Genomic DNA, 19,328 nt, shown 5'->3' with positions numbered 1-19,328 from the left:
GTCGGGTCAGGCCGGGACGCGGGTGCGGCGGGCGAGGGTCAGGGTGTAGTCCTCGGCGCGGACGGTCTTGGTGCGCATCCAGTAGCGCCAGGTGAAGCCGGGCCAGACCGTGCGGTTGATGCCCTGCGCGTCGAGGTACCAGCTCTTGCAGCCGCCCTCGGTCCACACGCCCTTGGACAGCTTGCGCTGCAGCTGCCGGTTGAACCGCGCCTGCACGTCCGGCCGCACGTCCAGCTCGTCCGCGCCGTGGCGGTCGAGCAGCTCCAGGCACTGGCGGACGTACCGGATCTGCGACTCGATCATGAACACCACCGAGTTGTGCCCCAGGCCGGTGTTCGGGCCGAGCAGGAAGTACAGGTTCGGGAAGCCCGAGACGGTGATGCCGTAGTAGGTCTCGATCCCCTCCTCGCGCCACTTCTTGGCCAGGTCGACGCCACCCTTGCCGGTGATGTCCAGGTAGTCGAACGAGTCGACCACGTGGAACCCGGTGCCGTAGATGATCACGTCGACCTCGTGCTCGACGCCCGCCGCGTCCACGATGCTGTTCGCCCGCACCTCGGTGATGCCGTCGGTCACCAGGTCGACGTTCGGCTTGGCGAGCGCCGGGTAGTAGTCGTTGCTGATCAGCACGCGCTTGCAGCCCATGGTGTAGTCCGGCGTCAGCTTCGCCCGCAACGCCTCGTCCGGCACCTGGGAGCGCATGTGCCGCCGGGCGATGTTCTGCGCGAACTCCATGATCTTCGGGTTCACGGCGAAGCCGAGCGCGCTCGACTCCCGCGTCCAGTACACGAAGTCGCGGTACAAGCGCTGGGTGAACGGCAGCGCCCGGAACAGCTTCTGTTCCCACGTGTTGATGGACCGGTCCATCTTGGGCATGATCCACGGCGGCGTGCGCTGGAAGACCGTCAACCGACCGACCTCGTCGGCGATCCGCGGCACGAACTGGATCGCGCTGGCGCCCGTGCCGACCACGGCGACCTTCTTGCCGCGCAGGTCGTAGTCGTGGTCCCACTCGGCCGAGTGGAACGCCTTGCCGGCGAAGTCCTCGATACCGGGCAGGGTCGGGACGTTCGGGATGTGCAACGCACCCACGCCCGCCACCACGGACTTCGCCGTGTACGTGTCGCCGTTCTCGACGGTGACGTGCCAGACCTTGTCGTCCTCGTCCCACCGCGCGCCGCCGACCTTGCTATTGAACCGGATGTGCTCGCGCAGCCGGTACTTCTCGGCGACCCGCTTGAGGTAGTCCCAGATCTCCGGCTGCCGGGCGAACATCCGCGACCAGCGCGGGTTGAGCTCGAACGAGAACGAGTACATGTGGGACGGCACGTCGCACGCGCAGCCGGGGTAGGAGTTGTCCCGCCAGGTGCCGCCGAGGTCGCCCGCCTTCTCCAGCACGACGAAGTCGCGCTTCCCGGCGCGCTTGAGCTCGATCGCCATGCCCAGGCCGGAGAAGCCCGTGCCGACGATCAGGACTTCGACCTCTCGGTGCATGCCCGTCTCCTCCACGTCCGCGTACATACTGCCGAGTAGGTTACTCGAAGTAAGTTACCTCCGGTAGTCTCGACTTCGTGACCACGACCGAGCCGCGCCGCCGACGGATGCCGAAGGCCGAGCGCAAGGCGCAGATGCTCGACATCGCCGAGGGCGTCTTCGCCGAACGCGGCTACCTGGCGGCGTCCATGGACGAGATCGCCGAACGGGTCGGGGTGTCCAAGCCGATGCTGTACGAGTACTTCGGCTCCAAGGAGGGCCTGCTCATCGGCTGCATCCACCGGGCGCGCACGGAACTGCTCGACCGCACGCAGCAGGCGATCACCGGCGCGGACGGTCCCGAGGAGATCCTGCGGCGCGGCCTGCTGGCGTTCTTCGAGTTCATCGCCGAGCACAAGCAGTCGTGGGCGTTGCTGCGCCAGGAGGCGGCGATCACGGTGCCGTCGGCCGTCGAGGAGGTCGAGGGCATCCGGCGGCAGCAGACCGACCTGATCGCGGCCGTGATCGGCAGCTTCGACTCCGATGTGGACGCGGTCGAGGCCGAGGCGTTCGCGGAGATCGTGGTCGGCTCGACCGAGCGGCTGGCGCTGTGGTGCGAGCGCAGGCCCGAAGTGGGTCCCGCGCTCGCGACGGCCTATGTGATGGACGTCGTGTGGCGCGGCGTGGCGAGCCGGCTCACGACGTGAACGGCGGGGTCAGGCGCGGCGACGACGGCTGAACAGCAGCAGCACCCCGCCGGCGAGCAGCACGGCCAAGCCGCCCAGACCCGTCCACAGTGGCGCGGCACCCGTGCTCGCCAGCCCGTGATCGGCCGACATCACGCGTGGCGCCGGCGGCGCACCGGCGGGCACGGTGGCGCCGACCGGGCTGGTCGTGGTGACACCCGTGGTCGACGACGGCGTGGTCGACAAGGTGGTCGACGCGGTGGCGGTGCCCGCGACACCCGTCGTAGTGGCGGTGACCGATGTCGCGGACGTGCCGGACACGGCGGTCGTCGTGGTGGTGGCCCCGGTGGACGTCCCGCCGGTCGACGGCGTCGTGGTCGTCGGGTGCGTCGTGGTCGTGGGGGGCGTCGTGGTCGTGGACGTGGTCGTCGTCGGCTTGGTGGTCGTGGTGTGGCACGGCGGGTCGCCGCGGTGCTTGCAGACGTCACCCCGGACCCGGTCGCCCCACCCGTCCGGCACGGGCCACGGCGGACTGGCCATCGCCATACCCGGCGCGACCGCCAACCCCAGCGCCAGACACACCAGAACGACCACTCGACGGCTCATGACGACCTCTCAGACCAAGGCGATTACTCCGAATAGCCTATCGGCACCCGATGGCCGCCCGTTACCGCTCATGCACCGTCCGTACAGGGATTTCGAGTACACGATCGGGTGGCGCGCGGGGACGTCGCGGCCCCATGTCCGGCGTTTAGTCGATAGAAGAGTGCCGTGTCCACACTCCCGATCACCGCGAACTACCGGCGCAACGGCGACGACTGGGCGGTCACCGTGCGTGCCGCCGGCAAGGAGCTCGACGCCACCGCACCGGGCCTGATCGCGGCCAGACTGGCCGCCGACCAACTGGTCGAGGAGATCGCACTCGGCTGCTCCGCGCGGGCCGTCGTGCACCTGCTCGACGGCGACGCGCTCGCGTTCTCCGTGGCGTACCTGCACACCCGTGCGGGCCTCACGCCACCGCCGACGGGGTGAACCCGAAGCGGCGCGGCGCCCGGGCGGATGATCGAACCTGATTCCGGGCGCTCGCGGCCTAGGATGTCCGGCCAAAGGCGACAGGAGTGCGACATGGCCACACCGGTGTACAGCGGGGCCGCTCGGAACCCGCAGCGGGGCAGACCCAGGGACGCCACCCGGGACGACGCGTTGCGACAGGCCGCGCTGGAGGTGATGGCCGAAGTCGGGTACCGCGCGCTGACGATGGACGCCGTCGCGGCGCGCGCCCGTGCGGGCAAGGCGACGATCTACCGGCGGTGGGAGTCCAAGCTCGACCTGGTGATCGACACGTGCACGCAGCTGGCGCAGCAGAACCTGGCCGAGCCGGACACCGGTTCGCTCGCCGGCGACCTGCGGGAGTTCCTGAGCGCGTTCGCCGCGTTCCTGTCCGGCCCGATCGGCAAGGCGGCGCAGGCCCTCGTCGGCGAACTGCCGCACGAGCCGGAGCTCGCCTCGGCTTTCCGCGGCACGTTCCTGACCGCGCAGCGGGACGTGCTGCGGCGCATCCTGGACCGCGCGGAGGAGCGCGGCGAACTGCGCCAGGACGCACCGCGCGGCATGGCGGTCGAACTCGCGGGCGCCGCGCTGATCTACCGGCTGATGCTCACCGGTGACCCGCTCGACCTGCCGTTCGTCGACCGCGTGGTGGATCAGGTGCTGATGCCCCTCGTCGCCAAGGGGCAGTAGGCCACTTTCAGCGGAACAGCTTGCGCAGCAAGGCGAACCCGACGAGCACGGCCACCGCGATCAGCGAGTACCGGATCTTGGGTTCGTCGAGCTTCGCGCGCACGCTCTGCTTGCCGGACTCGACGAAGCGCTGGGGGTTCGCCCTGGTCCCCAGCTCGTCGAGGGTCACGGCCAGCGCGTCGCGCGCCTGCTCGATCTCGCGCTGGATGGTGTCGGGATCGCGGGCCACATCTCCTCCTAGCTGCTGCACCTTGGTCACAACCGTAGTTGAGCCGTGGGGCGGGCGTTGACCTGACCGGCCGACAAAAGCTTCTATAACACTGTTTTCAGTCAAGTGGGGCAGTGGTGTCCCTCGGCGTGGCGCTTTCCGGTCTGCCGATAAGCTTGCGCGGCCGGGCTCGTAGCCCAATTGGCAGAGGCACACGGTTTAGGTCCGTGCCAGTGAGAGTTCGAGTCTCTCCGAGCCCACGTCACCGGCGGCCCTCGGCGTTCGCGCGCCGGGGGCCGCCGCCGTTCAGGCCGTGTAGCGCAGGACTTCCAGCATCGACTGCGGGTCGACGGCGGACGGGTCCGGTTCCTCGCAGGCGGCCAGCCCGGCGCGGATCGCGGCGACGTCCAGACCCGTGCCGATCAGCACGAGCTCGGTGCGCCGCGGTCCCGGCCACGCCGAGCGCTCGAACCGCAGGAACGCGCCGACGGTGTGCAGGCCGAACCGCTGCCGGTGGCCCGGCACGTCGAACCGCACGAAGCCCTTGATCCGGTACAGGCCCTTGGGCCGTGCGTCGAGGAAAGCCATGAGCCGCAACGGGTTCATCGCACCGCCGGTGAACTCCACGCTGTCGTAGTGGACGTGGTCGTGCTCTTCGTCCAGCAGGTCCTCGAAGGACAGCTGACCGAACCGCTCACGCGGCCGCGGGTCGAACAGCAGGGCCGGGTCCACGCGCCCGAACGACGACCGCACCACCGGCACACCCGGCTTGAGCCGGTCGATCTCGACCGCGAGCGCTTCCGGGTCCGTGACGCGGTCGACCTTGTTCAGCACCACCAGGTCCGCCACGCGCAGGTGCTTGGCCAGGTCGTCGGGGAACTCCGCGGCGTCGACCAGCAGCACCAGGCCGCCGTAGGCGAGTCGGGGGTTCTCGCTCGCGAGCACCATCCGTGCCATGGCCTGCGGTTCGGCCAGGCCACTGGCCTCGATCACGATGACGTCGACCTGCGAGTCCAGCTTGGCCAGCATCTCGTCCAGCTCGCTGACGTCGACCGCGCAGCACAGGCACCCGTTGCTCAGCGAGACCGTGGAGTCGACCTGCCCGGCCACGCTCATCGCGTCGATGCCGATGGCGCCGAAGTCGTTGACCACCACCCCGATCCGCGTGCCGCGACTGCTGTTGAGGAGGTGGTTGAGCAGCGTCGTCTTGCCGGAACCGAGGAACCCCGCCACCACGACCACCGGGATCCGCTTCACGGCACCAAATCCTACGTGCCCCGCGCGTGTCCAACGTTCGCGTCGCGCGTGTCCTACGTTCAGAACACCCGAGTTCAACACTCGGAACAAGATCAACTGTTCTGAGTGTTCAACTCGGGGTGCGCGAACGTAGGACACGCGCGTTCTGAACGTAGGACTCACGCGGGGTCAGGTGGTCATCAGGGCGATGAACTGGTCCATGGCGGCGTTGACGGCGGGCAGGTCGTCGGTGGCGATCAGGTCGAGGAGCAGGCCGCGGGCGACGGCCAGGCCCAGGCGGGCGCGGGCTTCGGCGACCTCGGGCGGGTGGCCGAGCGAGCGCTGGATGGCGGCCACCGGCGCCAGCCAGTCGGTGACGATGCCGTCCAGGAGGGGCGTGGTGCCCGGCCGACCCTGAGCGGCTTGGGCGTAGAGCTCGAAGAACAGGCGTTCGTGGGCGCGCAGGGACGGGTCGGTCAACGTGCGCCAGAACGCGCGGGCGGCCTCGGCCGGGTCGTCCAGCGGCAGCGAGGCCAGCAGAGCCCGTTGGCGGGCCTCGACCGCGCGGACGACCTCGACCAACAGGCCCTCCATCGAGCCGAAGTGGTAGATCAGCATCCGGTGGCTCGTGCCGACGGCCTCGGCCAGCCGGCGCAGGCTCAGGTCGGCCAGGCCGTGCTCGGCCAGGTGCTCGACCACGGCGGCGAGCAGGCGTTCCCGCGCCACCCCTTGTCCCGTCATGTACCGAATGGTACATGTACCGCATGGTACAGAGAGTGGACGTCAAGGTGCGCAGTGACGCACCGCCGGAACGGGTTTACCGGCTGGCCGCGGACGTGTCGACGTGGCCGGAGTGGTCACCGGTGCTGCGGTACGAGGTGGAACGCGAGGGTGACGCGAATGGCGTCGGCGAGGTGCGGGTATTCCACAACAAAGGCCGCAAGGTCCCGACCAGGGAGGAGGTCGTCGAACTGACGCCGAACCGGCGGGTGGGCTACGTCCTGCTGTCGGGTCTCGCCATTCGCGACTACCGGGCGTTCATCGACCTCGCGCCGGACGGCGGCGGCACGACGATCCGCTGGCACTCGTCGTTCGAGCCGAAGGTGCCCGGGACGGGGTGGTTCTACCGCCGGGTGCTGCGCAGCGTCATCGCGCGTTACGCGGAAGGGCTCGCGGCACGCGCCGCGTCCGGGAACTGAGGTTTCCCACACCGCGGTGTGCGGTCGGCTTCATGGTGGCGGCATCGGCGCGTTCGTAACTTGTGATCATGGATGTCGTCTCGTGGGTCACCGACCTGATGGAAGCGCTCGGCGCACCCGGCGCCGGAATTGCGATCGCGCTGGAGAACCTGTTCCCGCCCCTGCCCAGCGAGCTGTTCCTGCCGCTGGCCGGCTTCACCGCGAGCCAGGGCAAGATGAACCTGTTCGCCGCGATCCTGTGGACCACCACCGGGTCGGTCGCCGGCGCGCTCGCGCTGTACTACCTCGGCGCGGTGCTCGGCCGTGACCGGATCAGGGCCATCGCGCAACGGCTGCCGCTGGTCGACGTGTCCGACGTGGACCGGACCGAGGAGTGGTTCGCCCGGCACGGCAAGGCGACGGTGTTCTTCGGCCGGATGGTGCCCATCTTCCGCAGCCTCATCTCCATCCCGGCGGGCGTGGAGCGGATGCCGCTGCCCGGCTTCCTGCTGCTGACCGCGGCGGGCAGCCTGATCTGGAACTCCGCGCTCATCCTCGCCGGGTACGTGCTGGGCGCGAACTACCACCTGGTCGAGCAGTACATGGGCATCGTGTCGAAGGTCGTGATCGGCCTGGTGGTGCTGGCGGTGGGCTGGTTCGTGGTGTCACGCCTGACCCGCAAGAAGGATCACGCCCGCAAGTAGCGCAGGATCGCCAGCACCCGCCGGCTGTAGCCGTCCACGTCGGACAGGCCGAGCTTGTCGAAGATCGAGTTGATGTGCTTCTCCACCGCGCTGCGCGACACGTGCAGGCGGGACGCGATCGCGTTGTTCGTGTGCCCCTCCGCCATGTGCGCCAACACCTGGCGCTCCCGCTCGGTCAGCACGTCCAGCGGGTGGCTCGTGCGGGCCAGCAGGCGCCGCACCACCTCCGGGTCGAACGCCACGTCACCCGCGCCGACCCGGCGCAGCGCGTCCAGGAACTCCTCCACCTGCACCACGCGGTCCTTGAGCAGGTAGCCAACGCCGTCGGCGTGCTCGGTGAGCAGGTCGACGGCGTAGCGCTGCTCGACGTACTGCGACAGCACCAGCACACCGACGCCCGGGAACCGCCTGCGGATCTCCAGCGCGGCCTTCAGGCCCTCGTCGGAGTTCGTCGGCGGCATCCGCACGTCGGTCACCACGACGTCCGGCAGGTGCGCGGCCACCGCGCTGAGCAGCGCTTCCGCGTCGCCCACGGCCGCGAGCACGTCGTGGCCCTCCTCGACCAGCAGCCGCACCAGGCCCTCGCGCAGCAGCGTCGAGTCCTCGGCCAGGATCACCCGCACGGCACCTCCGCGGTGATCACCGTGGGGCCGCCCGCCGGGCTGGTCACCTCGAACGCGCCGTCCAGCGCGAGCACCCGCCGCGACAGGCCGGCCAGCCCGCCACCCGCCGGGTCCGCACCACCGACGCCGTCGTCCGCGACCCGCACGCGCACCGCACCCGCCTCCTCCGTGACGTCCACGTCGATCATGGTCGCACCCGAGTGCTTGGCCGCGTTGGTCACCGCCTCGCACACCACGAAGTACACCGCCGTCTCGACCTGCGGCGCGGCGTCCAGCGGCGCGCACCGGATCCGCACCGGGATCGCGGACCGGTCCGCCACCGCCTCCAACGCCTCCGCCAGGCCCGACGAGTCCAGCGCCGCCGGGTAGACCCGCCAGGCGACCTCGCGCAGGTCTTCGAGCACGTGCCTGGACTCCTCGTGCGCCTGGGCGAGCAGGTCGTGGGCGTGGCCGGGGTTGCGGCGGGCGCGGCCGAGCAGCATGCCCAGCGCGACCAGCCGCTGCTGCACGCCGTCGTGCAGGTCGCGTTCGATGCGCCGCCGTTCGGCGTCCACCGCGGCCACGATGCCCGCCCGGCTCGCGGCCAGCTCATCGATGCGCAGGCGCAGCAGCTCGGCCTCGCTCGGGCCGAGCCAGCGCCGGGCCACCTTCCCCTCCAGCGCGACCACGCCGATGATGCCCTGCACCTCGATGTAGAACAGGACGAGGCCGATCAGCCCGGTCCAGAGGAAGGCGCTCCAGTCGTCGGACGGGTCGAGGCCGCTGCGCGGGCCGCCCGCGAACAGCCGGTAGACCACGATCACGCCCATCGCCAGCCCGTAGAACAGCCAGGCCAGCACGAAACCGCCGAACAGGCCGACCGGCGCCCGCACGGCCAGGTACCGCACGGCCTGCGCCCGCGTCGGCTCCGCGCTGTCGATCCCGAGGAACGCCCTCAGCCGCCGCCGTTCCAGTCCGGCCACCGCGACCGCCGCCTTCCGGGCGAACACCACGACGACCAGGTCGACCAGCGCCGTTCCGAAGCCGAGCAACAGACCGGCAACGACGCGCAACCCCCTGTGCACCTGGGCGAGGCTACTCGACCCGAATGTGCTATTGGCGATCGCACATCCTCTACCGAGGATCTGTAGCGTGGCGACAATCGCGGTCATCGGTGCAGGTCAGGCGGGTCTGGTGTTATCGGCGGCGCTCTTGCGCGCCGGATGGCGGGTCACCCTCTACTCCGACCGGACGGCGGAGGACCACCTCGGCGACCGCGGTCGACCGACGGCCTGCCTGTTCGGCGACCAGGTCGAGTACGAGGCTGAGCTGGGCCTGGACTTCTGGCCCGAGGCGTCCCGGATGCGGCGCATCCACCTGGACCTGTTCACGGACGACCGCTCGCTCGCGTTCTCAGTCGACGCGCCGTTGCGCAAGCCCGCGCTGGCGGTTGACCAGCGGTTGAAGTTCTCCGCCGGGCTGCGGGAGGTCGAGAGACGCGGCGCGGTGGTGAAGATCGGCACGGTCGACGTGGACGACCTGGACCGGCTGGCCGCGTCGCACGACCTGGTCGTCGTCACGGCCGGGCACAAGTCGCTGACCGGCCTGTTCGAGCGCGATCCGGCGCGGTCGGTGCACTCCGAGCCGCAGCGCAGCCTGTTCATGGTGAACATCCAGGACTACGACATGGCGGCGCGGCCCGAGCACCGGGAGGGCGTGTTCTCGTTCCTGCCGGGCACGCTGGAGGTGTTCTGGATCCCGTTCTTCGACAAGGACGTCGGCGAGTCGCGCAGCATCGTGGTCGAGGCGGCGCCGGGCGGCCGTGCCGACCGCTTCCGGGACGTGACCTCGGCCGACGAGGGCCTGGACGTGCTCAAGGAAGTCGTGGACGAAGTGTTCCCCCACGAGTCGGCGTTCCTGCGGCCCGCCCGCCCGACCAGCCCGGTGACCTGGATGAAGGGCCAGATCGTGCCGGTGGTGCGCAAGCCCGTCGCCGTGCTGCCGTCCGGGCGGCACGTGCTCGGCCTCGGCGACGCCGTCGTGCTCAACGACCCGCTGGCCGGCCAGGGCGCGAACAACGCCACCCGGATGGCCCGGTTCTTCGCCGAGGAGCTGGCCGCGCACGGCGGGCCGTTCACCGCGTCGTGGCTGACCGAGCGGTTCGACGAGTGGTGGGAGCGCGGCTGCTACACCAGCGACTTCTCCAACGGGCTGCTGGCGCCGCTGACCGACGAGCAGAAGACCGTGATGCTGGCCGCGTCACGCCGCGAGGACATCGGCGAGCAGCTGTGGGAGGGGTTCAACGACCCGTCGTCGCTGTTCCCGTGGTTCTTCGACGCGGCGGCAACCCGGGAGTTCCTGGCCCGGCGCAACGTCGGCCGGCTGGACGTGCTGCGGTACAAGCTGGGTGTGGGCGCGAACCTGCTGGCGCAGAAGGCGTCCCGGCTGTTCAGGCGGCCGCCCGTCGGGGGGACGGCAACGCCTTGATCTCGCGCGCCGCCGCACGGCCCGCCCTGGTGGCGCCGACCGTGCTGGCCGACGGGCCGTAGCCGACGAGGTGCACGCGCGGGTCGGCGACGACCCTGGTCCCCTCGACCCGGACGCCACCGCCCGGTTCGCGCAGGTGCAGCGGTGCCAGGTGGTCGAGGGCGGCGCGGAACCCCGTCGCCCACACGATGGCGTCGGCCCTCTGGTGCGTGCCGTCCGGCCAGACCACGCCGTCCTCGGTGATCCGCTCGAACATCGGCCGCCGGGCCAGCACGCCGGCCCGGAGGGCGTCGCGGACGGCCGGGGTGAGGTTCAGGCCGGTCACGCTGACCACGCTGCGGGGCGGCAGGCCCCGGCGGACGCGTTCGTCCACCTTCGCCACCACGGCTCGGCCGAGCTCCGGGGTGAACGGCTCGTCGAAGAACTCCGGCTCGCGGCGCGTCACCCAGGTGGTGCCCGCGGCGTGCCGGTCGATCTCCAGCAACTGCTGCACGGCCGACGTGCCGCCGCCGACCACGACCACGTGCTGCCCGGTGAACCCCTCCGGCCCCCGGTACTGCGAGGAGTGCAGCTGCCTGCCCCGGAACAGCTCCTGGCCCGGGTAGCGGGGCCAGAACGGGCGGGTCCAGGTGCCGGTGGCGTTGACCAGGGCACGCGCCTCCCAGACGCCGTGGTCGGTTTCGACGCGCAACAGGCCGCCGTGGTCGCGGACGGCGTGCACGCGCACCGGTCGCCGCACGTCGAGGCCGTTGCGGCGCTCGAACTCGGCGAAGTAGGCGGGCAGCACCTCGTTGGCGGGCGCGGCCGGGTCCGGCTCGGCGAACGGCATGCCCGGCAGGTCGTGGATGCCGTGCACGGTCGCCATGCGCAGGGTCGGCCAGCGGTGCCGCCACGCGCCGCCGGGACCCGCGTCCGCGTCCAGCACGACGTGGTCGAGGTTGGCGCGCTTGAGGAAGTACGCCGCCGACAACCCCGCCTGACCTGCACCGATGACCACGACGTCCATGTCATGGGCAACGCCGGGGCCCGGTCGGTCGCTTCCCGGTGTCGGGACCGTCACACCAGGAAGGCATTCGGGGTGTTCGGCGTTGGTCGAAGACATGAGTCGACTTCGTGACGTGCCGCTCTCCGCCCTCGACCTCGCCACGGTCACCACGGCGACGGATGCGCGCACGGCGCTGAAGCACACGCGTGAGCTGGCACAACACGTCGAACGGCTCGGCTTCACCCGGTTCTGGCTGGCCGAGCACCACAACATGCCCGGTATCGCCAGCTCCTCCCCCGCGATCCTCATCGGCCACGTCGCCGACGCCACCACCACGCTGCGGGTCGGCTCCGGCGGCGTGATGCTGCCCAACCACCCGCCGCTGGTCGTGGCCGAGCAGTTCGGCACGTTGTCCGCCTTGCACCCCGGCCGCATCGACCTCGGCATCGGCCGCGCGCCCGGCACCGACCAGCGCACCGCGCGGGCGTTGCGCCGCACGACCGGCCCGCTCTCGGTCGACGACTTCCCGCAGCAGCTCAGCGAGCTGACCGGCTACTTCGACGGCACCGAGGAGCTCAACGCGATGCCCGCCGAGGGCAACAAGCCGGACGTGTTCCTGCTCGGGTCGAGCGGGTACAGCGCGCAGGTCGCGGGCGTGCTCGGGCTGCCGTTCGCGTTCGCCCACCACTTCAGCGCGGAGAACACGCTGCCCGCGCTGGCCCTGTACCGGCAGCGGTTCCGCCCCTCCGAACGGCTGGCGGAGCCGTACGCGCTGGTCTGCGCGTCGGTGATCGTGGCGGACACCGACGAGCGGGCACAGTGGATCGCCGGTCCCGGCGCGCTGGCGTTCGTCACGCTGCGCAGCGGGCGGCCCGGGCCGCTGGCCACCTCGCAGGAGGCCGCCGACTACCCGTACACCGATGTCGAACGGCTGATCTTCGAGGACCGGATCGCGTCGCAGGTCATCGGCTCGCCGCAGACCGTGGCGGCGGGGCTGGAGCGGTTGCTGGAGGACACGCGGGCCGATGAGCTCATGGTCACGACGATGGTCGCCGAGCAGTCGGACCGGCTCCGGTCTTACGAACTGCTGGCCGAACTCGCGGGACGTTCGCCCATCCAGGGTTCGTCCGAAAGGGTGAAGACTGAAGTAGAGGTGTAGCGGTTCGGCCACGGGCCGCGATGATCGTAGTGGAGCGCGCACGCCCCCCGACGCGCTCCCCAACTTCCGGGCGTTCCGCTCGCCCGATGCCCGGCCGCCGCCGACGCGTGGGCGCCGCCGCCAGGTGTGGCGCCGCCCACGCGGGCAGCTGTGTGTCATCACGGCTTGGCCACAGGCAGGCACCAGGTACGAATCAAGGCCCCGGTTCGGTCACCGGGCACCCCTCGGCACCGTCATGGTGGTGGCAGTCGCAGTCAAGCCCACCGCCGGGGCGGGAAGGGGAGGTTCGTGAAGTTCGCCAGACTGGCCGCAGGCGTGTGCCTCGGCCTGGCAATGGCGGGATGTGCGGACCCCTCCGACATTTCCACGCCCTCCGGGCCGTCCGCGGTGGCCGAGCAACGCGGCGACCTGCTGTCGTCCTCGGAGTTCACCGCCTTCGGCACGCAGCGCGTGTGGAGCAACGGCATGGCGATCACCGTGGCGCCACCCACGTCGTTGAGACCGAGCGACACGTCGTTCCCGCAGTCGCCGCGCACCGCCGTGTTCACGCTGACCCTGGTCAACGGGACCAAGACCGCCTACCGGACCAGCCAGCTGTCCGTGCGCGCGTCGGTCGACGGCTCGCCGGTGGCCGAGGTGCGCGACTCCGTGCAGGGGCTCAACGGCCTCGGTGCCGCGGTCAACGAGGTGGCGCCCGGTGCGGAGACCGTGCTGACGATGGCGTTCGCCGTGCCCGCCGACCCCGTGCGGCTGCAGTTGGTGGTCGAGCCCAACGGCGCCAACCAGGAGCCGAGCGCGACGTTCGAGGGTGTCGCCTGACCTTGTAGCGTCTGGGGCCATGACCGAGCAGAAGCGCCTGTCACCGGGCGACCAGGCCCCGGCGTTCACGCTGCCCGACAGCGAGGGCAAGCCCGTCTCGCTTTCCGACTACCTCGGCCGCTCCGTGGTCGTCTACTTCTACCCGGCCGCGGGCACGCCGGGCTGCACCAAGCAGGCGTGCGACTTCCGCGACAACGTCGGCGACCTCGCGTCGTCGGGCTACGAGGTCGTCGGCATCTCGCCGGACAAGCCGGAGAAGCTGGCCAAGTTCGCCGAGGCGGAGGGCCTGAACTTCCCGCTGCTGTCCGACGTCGACCGCAAGGTGCTGGCCGAGTGGGGCGCGTTCGGGGAGAAGCAGAACTACGGCCGGACCGTGATGGGCGTGATCCGCTCGACGTTCCTGGTCGACCCCGAGGGCAAGGTCAAGAAGGCCATGTACAACGTCCGCGCGACCGGCCACGTGGCCAAGCTGCTGCGCGAACTGCCCGCCTGATCACCCGTACGACCGATTGCCGGGCGTCCTCCCCTGCTCGAACCTGACCGCTGGGAGCACGGGGAGGGCACCATCGCCATTCTGGAGGCGGCGGCCGGCAAGATCGGTGAGGCCGTGGCGCAGCACGCGGCGAAGTCGTGGCTGGCACACCGGCGCAAGTCGCGCGACCGCACGGCGTCGCTGGCCTCGTTGGCCGCCGAGGAGCTGTCGTCGGTGCGCCAACGCGCCCGGCTGGATCACCTGATCGAGGGAATCGGCCACCAGGTCGGCGACCAGCTCGAGCCGCTGCTGGCGGCCAAGTTCGCGTCGTTGCCCCCTGGTGAGGTCGAGGCGGCCCTGGACGCCGTGGTCGACGCTCTGGGCGAGCTGGACCTGTCCGACGAGGCGCTGCTGGCCGCCGACGCCGACCCCGAGCTGCTGGCCCGCCAGGTGCGCGCCACGCTCGTCCGTGACGCCGGGCTGTCCGAACAGGCGACCCGCCTGTACGAGATCGCGCTGGACCAGGCGTGCCGGTACCTCGTCCAGGTGATCCGGCACCTGCCCGCGTTCCAGCCGCGTGCGCTGGCCGAGGTGCTGAACCGGGCGTCCCAGCAGGCGGCGTTGCTCCAGGACGTGCTGTCCCGGCTGCCGCGCACCAGCCTGCACGCCCCGGCCGGCGCGGAGACCGACGAGGAGTTCCGAGACGAGTACCTGCGGTACGTCGGCAACACCCTCGACCGGCTGGAACTGCTCGGCCTGACCATGCGCCACCGGCCGAAGCTGGCGTTGAGCGTGGCCTACCTGAGCCTGAGCGTCACCGACCAGGACCGCCGCGGCTCGCGCTTCGAGTTCGACCGGTGGTTCGGCGCGGACGTCGACCACGGGCACGGCTCGCTGCGGGTCGAGGCGGCCATCGGCAACGCCGACCGCACGTTGGTGCGCGGTGAGGCGGGGTCGGGCAAGACGACGTTGCTGGACTGGCTGGCCGTGACGGCGGCGCGCGAGGCGTTCACCGACCGGTTGTCCTCGTGGAACGGCCTGGTGCCGCTGGTGGTGCGGCTGCGGCGGTACGCGGACTCGCCGCTGCCCCGGCCCGAGGAGTTCCTGGACCACGCGGCCAGGTGGCTGGTCGGGTTGATGCCGCGGGGCTGGGTGCACCGGGTGCTGCGGTCCGGGCAGGGGTTGGTGCTGGTCGACGGGGTGGACGAGGTGCCGGCCGGGAAGCGGCGGCTGGTGCGCGACTGGTTGCGGGAACTGGTGACGGCATTCCCTTCGGCGCGGGTCGTGGTGACGTCACGGCCGGCGGCGGCGGACCAGCGGTGGCTGCACGACGAGGGCTTCGGCTCGGTGCTGTTGGAGCAGATGAGCCCGGCCGACGTGCGGGTGTTCCTGCAGCGGTGGCACGAGGCCGCCCGTGACGCCGAGTCGCTGCCTTGCGCGCCGGAGGACCTGCCGGTGGCGGAGCGGCGGCTGTTGCGGCAGTTGGACAACCGGCCGCACCTGCGGGCGTTGGCGGCTTCGCCGTTGTTGTGCGCGATGTTGTGCGCGTTGAACCTGGGTCGGACTTCCGAGCTGCCGCAGAGCCGGATGGAGCTGTACCAGGCCGCGTTGACCATGCTGCTGGACCTGCGTGACGCGGAACGTGAGATCGCGGGGATGTTGAGCGGGACCGAGAAGACCGTGTTGCTGCGGGACCTGGCGTGGCGACTGATCCAGGCCGGCCGGAGCGAACTGCCGCTCGATCGGGCGATCTCTTTCGTGTCACTGAAGCTGACCTCGATGCCCACCGTGGATTCCCCGGCCGAGACGGTCTTGGCTCACCTGCTGGAGCGCAGCGGGGTGCTGCGCGAGCCAGTGGCCGGGCGGGTCGACTTCGTGCACCGGACGTTCCAGGAGTACTTGGCGGCGAGTGAGGCGACCGAGCAGGAGCACATCGAGACGTTGGCCCGGAACGCGCACTTGGACACGTGGCGCGAGACCGTGGTGATGGCGTGCGGTCACGGCAAGCGCTCACAGACCCGGACCCTGCTGACCGCCATCCTGGACCGCGCCGACACCGAGCCCCGCAACGCCCGTCGCCTCCGACTCTTGGCTGCCGCCTGCCTGGAGACCGTCCCGGATGTGGACGCCGAGGTGCACCAGCGGATCGACCGGGTGATCCACGACCACCTCGTGCCGCCCCGGAGCGTCAAGGAAACCCGCTCTCTGGCCTCCATCGGCCACCGCCTGCTGCGCTACCTGCCCGAGTCCTTGGACGAGTTGTCGGAGGCCGCGGCAGCCGCCACCACGCGCGCGGTCGCGCTGACCGGTGGCGCGGACGCCATCCCCGCCTCACGCGCTACGCCCGGGACGCCCGGACGGACGTGCAGAACGAGATCATCAACGCTTGGGAGTACTTCGAGCCCGAGCGGTACGCACGCGAGGTGCTGGCCGACGCCCCGCTCCGGCGTGGCCACATCGACGTGCGGTCACTCCGGTTGTTGCCGCTCCTGGGCTCGCTGCGGAACCTGACCGACACCACGCTCTGGCTGCTGGACCGACCGTGCGCCGATCTCGACCACCTCAGAGGGGTCCCGCACCTCTCGTTCTTGTACCAGGTGTGCACCGGTGAGATCGACCTGACGCCGCTCTCCGAGCACTCCGCTCTGCGGAACATCTACCTCGGCGAGGCGTCCGGCTACCGGAACCTGGCTCTGCTCGAACGCCTACCGGACCTGTTCGCGCTCTCGTTGAGCGGTTCGGTCGAGCTGGACGCCCTACCGGCAATGCAGAAGCTGGAATACCTGGACATCAGCATCCCCCGCGGCGGAGCGGACCTGGCACTCCTGCCTCGGCTACCCGCCCTGCGCGCCCTCTGCGTGCAATCGGCCACCCCCGAGGTCATCGACGACATCGGTGCCCACCTGCCTGACCTGGTGAATCTCGAGCTGGAGGGAGCGGCGGCGCAGAACCTGCGCGCCGCATCGCGGCTCAAGCGCTTGCGGGTCCTGACCCTGTACGCCGAGGATTCCGGACCGCTCGATCTGCGCCCACTCCAACAGATGAACCTCGAAGTCAGGCTCAGCCGCCAAGACGAGTACGTCGGCTTGGACGAGCTCGGGCCCGGGGTGAAGGTCAGTTACTACTGAGCCAGCTCGCGCAGGTGGGGCAGGAGCAGGCGCAGGGCGCGGCCGCGGTGGGAAAGGGCGTCTTTTTCGGCCGGGGTCAGTTCGGCGGAGGTGATGGCGTGGCCTTCCGGGCGGAAGATCGGGTCGTAGCCGAAGCCGTTTTCGCCGGCCGGTTCGCGGGTGATGGTGCCGCGCCACTCGCCGCGCACGACGATCTCCTGGTCAGGGCCCGCCACGAACGCCGCCGTGCACACGAAGGCCGCGCCCCTGCGCTCGTCCGGGACGTCGCGGAGTTGGCCCAGCACCAGGTCGAGGTTGGCCTGGTCGTCGCCGTGGCGGCCGGACCAGCGGGCGGACAGGACGCCCGGCATTCCGTTCAGGGCGTCGATGGCGATGCCGGAATCGTCGGCGACCGAGGGGAGGCCGGTGGCGTTGAACGCGTCACGGGCCTTGGCCAGGGCGTTGCCCTCGAACGTCGGATCGGTCTCCGGAGCCTCCGGGAACTCCGGCACGTCGTCCAGACCGACGACCTCGATGCCCGCCAGCCCCTCGGCCAGCAGGATGCGGCGCAGTTCGCCGAGCTTCTTCTTGTTGCGGGACGCCAGGAGGAGCTTCACTTCTTCTTCGCCTTCGGCTCGGGCAGGACGCCGGGGTACGGCAGGGCCAGTGCCTCGGCCTGGATCCGGTTCAGCTGCGCGCAGCCCGCCAAGGCCAGGTCGAGCATCTTGTCCAACGTCGACCGGGCGAACGTCGCACCCTCGCCGGTGCCCTGCACCTCGATCAACGTGCCGGCGTCGGTGGCCACGACGTTCATGTCGACCTCGGCGCGCGAGTCCTCCTCGTACGGCAGGTCGAGGCGCACCCGTCCGTCCACGACACCGACCGACACGGCCGACACGGCGCACGAGAGCGGCTGGGGATCGGCCAGGCGGCCGGCGGCACCCAGGTAGGTGACGGCGTCGGCCAGGGCGACGTACGCGCCGGTGATGGCGGCGGTCCGGGTGCCGCCGTCGGCCTGGATCACGTCGCAGTCGATCACGATCGTGTTCTCGCCGAGAGCGGCCAGGTCGATGCACGCCCGCAGCGATCGCCCGATCAGGCGGCTGATCTCGTGCGTGCGTCCCCCGATCCGGCCTTTCACCGACTCACGGTCGCTGCGCGTGTGGGTGGCGGAGGGGAGCATCGCGTACTCGGCGGTCACCCAGCCGAGACCCGAGCCGGACCGCCACCGCGGCACGCCCTCGGTCACGCTGGCCGCGCACAACACCCGCGTGTTGCCGAACTCGATCAGCACCGACCCGGCGGGCCACTGCTGGAAGCCGCGGGTGATCCGGATGTCGCGCAGTACGTCGTCGTTCCTGCCATCGGTCCTCAGCACGGCACTACCCTATGTCGCTGAACCCGGGAGCAACCCACCGGCGTAGGGAGAGACATGGCACTCGCGAACGACCTGGTGACGATCTTCGGTCTCCCCGCGCACCCGCTGCTGGTCCACGCGGTGGTGGTGCTGCTCCCGATGGCCGCGGCGGGTGCGGCGGCGTTGGCCGTGGTGCCGCGGTGGCGGCAGCGGTACGCGTGGCCGCTGCTGGGCGTGACGCTGCTCGGGGTGGGCTCGGTGCCGTTGGCGCAGTGGGCGGGTGACCAGCTGTACGTGCACTTCGTGGAGCTGGGCAACCCGTTGATCCAGCGGCACGCCGAGCTGGGTAACGACCTGCTGCCGTTCGCGCTGGGGTTCTTCGTGGTTGTGGTGGCGATGCTGGTCGCGGGCCGCCTGGCCGACCGGGAACGCGCCGCCGCCGTGGAGGACCCGTCCGTGCCGAAGACGTGGCGCCGGATCGCCGTCGTGGTCGCCGTCCTGGTGATCGCCGCCAGCACCGCCGCCACGGTCCAGACCGTGCGCATCGGCCACAGCGGCTCCACCGCGGTCTGGGACGGCTTCGGCACCTCCTGACCCCCGCGAGTCCAACGTTCACAGCGCGAGAGTCCAACGTTCGCGGACCCCGAGTTCAACGCTCAGCGTTGAACTCACCGCTCCTGAACGTTGGACTCTCGCGGCGTGAGCGTTGGACTCTCGCCGTCGGGGAGGGTCAGCGGGGTGGGACGGGCGGCCTTCAGGGTGCGGGTGACGGTGCACAGCTGGTCGATCGCGCGCAGGACGGCGGTCTCCAGGGCGGCGCGCTGGGCGTCGTCGAGCTGGGAGATGTCGTAGTCCAAGGTGACCGGGACGCTGGTCAGCGTGTGGCCGTCCGGTGAGCGCACGTCGTCGGCGCGCGCCACCAGGTCACCGTCCACGCGCCGGGTTACCAGGGTCTCCGCCGTCACCACCGCGCAGCCCGCCGCCGCCGCGAGCAGCAGCTCGACCGGTGTGAACGCGCCCTCGGCCCCCTTGCGGCCGACGCGCACCGAGGCGCCCCGGCCGTTCGTCGCCACGAAGTCGTGCTGACCCACCCGACGCACCTCGACGTTCGCCAC

23 protein-coding genes and 1 tRNA gene are annotated in these 19,328 nt (G+C 70.8%); 13 read left to right on the top strand and 11 right to left on the bottom strand.

The features are described 5' to 3' along the window. Positions 1–6 precede the first annotated feature (6 nt). Complete coding sequence (locus A6A25_RS13670) at positions 7–1,494, bottom strand: flavin-containing monooxygenase (protein WP_073889974.1); 1,488 nt, start codon at positions 1,492–1,494, stop codon at positions 7–9. A gap of 77 nt (positions 1,495–1,571) precedes the next feature. On the opposite strand from A6A25_RS13670, the gene A6A25_RS13665 reads away from it, so the two are divergent. Then, complete coding sequence (locus A6A25_RS13665) at positions 1,572–2,180, top strand: TetR/AcrR family transcriptional regulator (RefSeq protein ID WP_241828652.1); 609 nt, start codon at positions 1,572–1,574, stop codon at positions 2,178–2,180. A gap of 9 nt (positions 2,181–2,189) precedes the next feature. Here A6A25_RS13665 and A6A25_RS13660 read toward each other — a convergent pair whose 3' ends face one another. Next, positions 2,190–2,765, bottom strand: a complete 576-nt coding sequence (locus tag A6A25_RS13660) for an LPXTG cell wall anchor domain-containing protein (protein WP_143193140.1) — start codon at positions 2,763–2,765, stop codon at positions 2,190–2,192. Positions 2,766–2,930: 165 nt separating this feature from the next. Between A6A25_RS13660 and A6A25_RS13655 the strand changes: the two genes are divergently transcribed. Together A6A25_RS13655 and A6A25_RS13650 are read left to right on the top strand one after the other, a co-directional pair. Next, positions 2,931–3,191 carry a hypothetical protein gene (locus tag A6A25_RS13655; RefSeq protein WP_073889193.1) on the top strand — a complete coding sequence of 87 codons (261 nt, stop codon included), beginning with the start codon at positions 2,931–2,933 and terminating at the stop codon, positions 3,189–3,191. 93 nt (positions 3,192–3,284) lie between these two features. Next, a complete protein-coding gene (locus A6A25_RS13650) occupies positions 3,285–3,899 on the top strand; it encodes a TetR/AcrR family transcriptional regulator (protein WP_073889192.1) in 615 nt (204 codons plus the stop codon). Positions 3,900–3,906: 7 nt separating this feature from the next. On the opposite strand, the gene A6A25_RS13645 is transcribed toward A6A25_RS13650, so the two are convergent. Next, entirely contained in the window at positions 3,907–4,128 is a 222-nt protein-coding gene (locus A6A25_RS13645) for a DUF3618 domain-containing protein (RefSeq protein WP_073889191.1), read from the bottom strand. Positions 4,129–4,293: 165 nt separating this feature from the next. Here A6A25_RS13645 and A6A25_RS13640 point away from each other — a divergent pair. Continuing rightward, a tRNA-Leu gene (locus tag A6A25_RS13640) sits at positions 4,294–4,367 on the top strand. Between the two features lie 46 nt (positions 4,368–4,413). Here A6A25_RS13640 and A6A25_RS13635 read toward each other — a convergent pair. Next, positions 4,414–5,364, bottom strand: a complete 951-nt coding sequence (locus A6A25_RS13635) for a CobW family GTP-binding protein (protein WP_073889190.1) — start codon at positions 5,362–5,364, stop codon at positions 4,414–4,416. 168 nt (positions 5,365–5,532) lie between these two features. Beyond that, positions 5,533–6,084, bottom strand: a complete 552-nt coding sequence (locus tag A6A25_RS13630) for a TetR/AcrR family transcriptional regulator (RefSeq protein ID WP_073889189.1) — start codon at positions 6,082–6,084, stop codon at positions 5,533–5,535. A 23-nt stretch (positions 6,085–6,107) separates the two neighbouring features. On the opposite strand from A6A25_RS13630, the gene A6A25_RS13625 reads away from it, so the two are divergent. Beyond that, a complete protein-coding gene (locus A6A25_RS13625) occupies positions 6,108–6,542 on the top strand; it encodes an SRPBCC family protein (protein WP_073889966.1) in 435 nt (144 codons plus the stop codon). A 68-nt stretch (positions 6,543–6,610) separates the two neighbouring features. Further along, complete coding sequence (locus A6A25_RS13620; RefSeq protein WP_073889962.1) at positions 6,611–7,225, top strand: DedA family protein; 615 nt, start codon at positions 6,611–6,613, stop codon at positions 7,223–7,225. On the opposite strand, the gene A6A25_RS13615 is transcribed toward A6A25_RS13620, so the two are convergent. Further along, the gene (locus A6A25_RS13615) at positions 7,210–7,848 is read right to left on the bottom strand and encodes a response regulator transcription factor (RefSeq protein ID WP_073889186.1); all 639 of its coding nucleotides are present in this window, start codon (positions 7,846–7,848) and stop codon (positions 7,210–7,212) included. The genes A6A25_RS13620 and A6A25_RS13615 overlap by 16 nt on opposite strands. Next, positions 7,839–8,912, bottom strand: a complete 1,074-nt coding sequence (locus tag A6A25_RS13610; protein WP_073889185.1) for a sensor histidine kinase — start codon at positions 8,910–8,912, stop codon at positions 7,839–7,841. Before A6A25_RS13610 ends, A6A25_RS13615 begins: the two co-directional genes overlap by 10 nt. A gap of 67 nt (positions 8,913–8,979) precedes the next feature. On the opposite strand from A6A25_RS13610, the gene A6A25_RS13605 reads away from it, so the two are divergent. Beyond that, positions 8,980–10,314 carry a styrene monooxygenase/indole monooxygenase family protein gene (locus A6A25_RS13605; protein ID WP_073889183.1) on the top strand — a complete coding sequence of 445 codons (1,335 nt, stop codon included), beginning with the start codon at positions 8,980–8,982 and terminating at the stop codon, positions 10,312–10,314. On the opposite strand, the gene A6A25_RS13600 is transcribed toward A6A25_RS13605, so the two are convergent. Further along, complete coding sequence (locus A6A25_RS13600) at positions 10,277–11,320, bottom strand: FAD-dependent oxidoreductase (RefSeq protein ID WP_073889180.1); 1,044 nt, start codon at positions 11,318–11,320, stop codon at positions 10,277–10,279. The genes A6A25_RS13605 and A6A25_RS13600 overlap by 38 nt on opposite strands. 94 nt (positions 11,321–11,414) lie before the next feature. Between A6A25_RS13600 and A6A25_RS13595 the strand changes: the two genes are divergently transcribed. From A6A25_RS13595 to A6A25_RS45450, 5 genes are all read left to right on the top strand, one after another. Further along, positions 11,415–12,458, top strand: a complete 1,044-nt coding sequence (locus A6A25_RS13595; protein WP_073889178.1) for an LLM class flavin-dependent oxidoreductase — start codon at positions 11,415–11,417, stop codon at positions 12,456–12,458. A gap of 288 nt (positions 12,459–12,746) precedes the next feature. Then, complete coding sequence (locus tag A6A25_RS13590) at positions 12,747–13,277, top strand: hypothetical protein (protein ID WP_073889176.1); 531 nt, start codon at positions 12,747–12,749, stop codon at positions 13,275–13,277. A 19-nt stretch (positions 13,278–13,296) separates the two neighbouring features. Further along, a complete protein-coding gene (bcp, locus tag A6A25_RS13585; protein ID WP_073889174.1) occupies positions 13,297–13,770 on the top strand; it encodes a thioredoxin-dependent thiol peroxidase in 474 nt (157 codons plus the stop codon). 15 nt (positions 13,771–13,785) lie between these two features. Continuing rightward, entirely contained in the window at positions 13,786–16,260 is a 2,475-nt protein-coding gene (locus A6A25_RS13580; RefSeq protein ID WP_380735041.1) for an NACHT domain-containing protein, read from the top strand. Further along, positions 16,173–16,877 carry a hypothetical protein gene (locus A6A25_RS45450; RefSeq protein ID WP_241828650.1) on the top strand — a complete coding sequence of 235 codons (705 nt, stop codon included), beginning with the start codon at positions 16,173–16,175 and terminating at the stop codon, positions 16,875–16,877. Before A6A25_RS13580 ends, A6A25_RS45450 begins: the two co-directional genes overlap by 88 nt. On the opposite strand, the gene rdgB is transcribed toward A6A25_RS45450, so the two are convergent. Both rdgB and rph read right to left on the bottom strand, forming a co-directional pair. Further along, positions 16,871–17,473: an RdgB/HAM1 family non-canonical purine NTP pyrophosphatase gene (rdgB, locus tag A6A25_RS13575; protein ID WP_073889172.1), complete on the bottom strand. Its 603-nt coding sequence runs from the start codon at positions 17,471–17,473 to the stop codon at positions 16,871–16,873. The genes A6A25_RS45450 and rdgB overlap by 7 nt on opposite strands. Beyond that, positions 17,470–18,234 (bottom strand): ribonuclease PH, encoded by a 765-nt coding sequence (gene rph / locus A6A25_RS13570; RefSeq protein WP_073889169.1) that lies wholly within the window; start codon positions 18,232–18,234, stop codon positions 17,470–17,472. Before rph ends, rdgB begins: the two co-directional genes overlap by 4 nt. A 54-nt stretch (positions 18,235–18,288) precedes the next feature. Here rph and A6A25_RS13565 point away from each other — a divergent pair, with 54 nt between their 5' ends. After that, a complete protein-coding gene (locus tag A6A25_RS13565) occupies positions 18,289–18,807 on the top strand; it encodes a DUF2231 domain-containing protein (protein ID WP_073889166.1) in 519 nt (172 codons plus the stop codon). Between the two features lie 74 nt (positions 18,808–18,881). Here A6A25_RS13565 and A6A25_RS13560 read toward each other — a convergent pair whose 3' ends face one another. Beyond that, positions 18,882–19,328, bottom strand: coding sequence for an OsmC family protein (locus tag A6A25_RS13560; protein WP_073889163.1), 447 nt, complete (start codon positions 19,326–19,328; stop codon positions 18,882–18,884).

Source organism: Saccharothrix sp. CB00851, assembly GCF_001905065.1.
Lineage (GTDB): Bacteria > Actinomycetota > Actinomycetes > Mycobacteriales > Pseudonocardiaceae > Actinosynnema.
The sequence above is the reverse complement of the archived record's forward strand: the minus strand, read 5'-3'. Positions and strand labels throughout refer to the sequence as shown.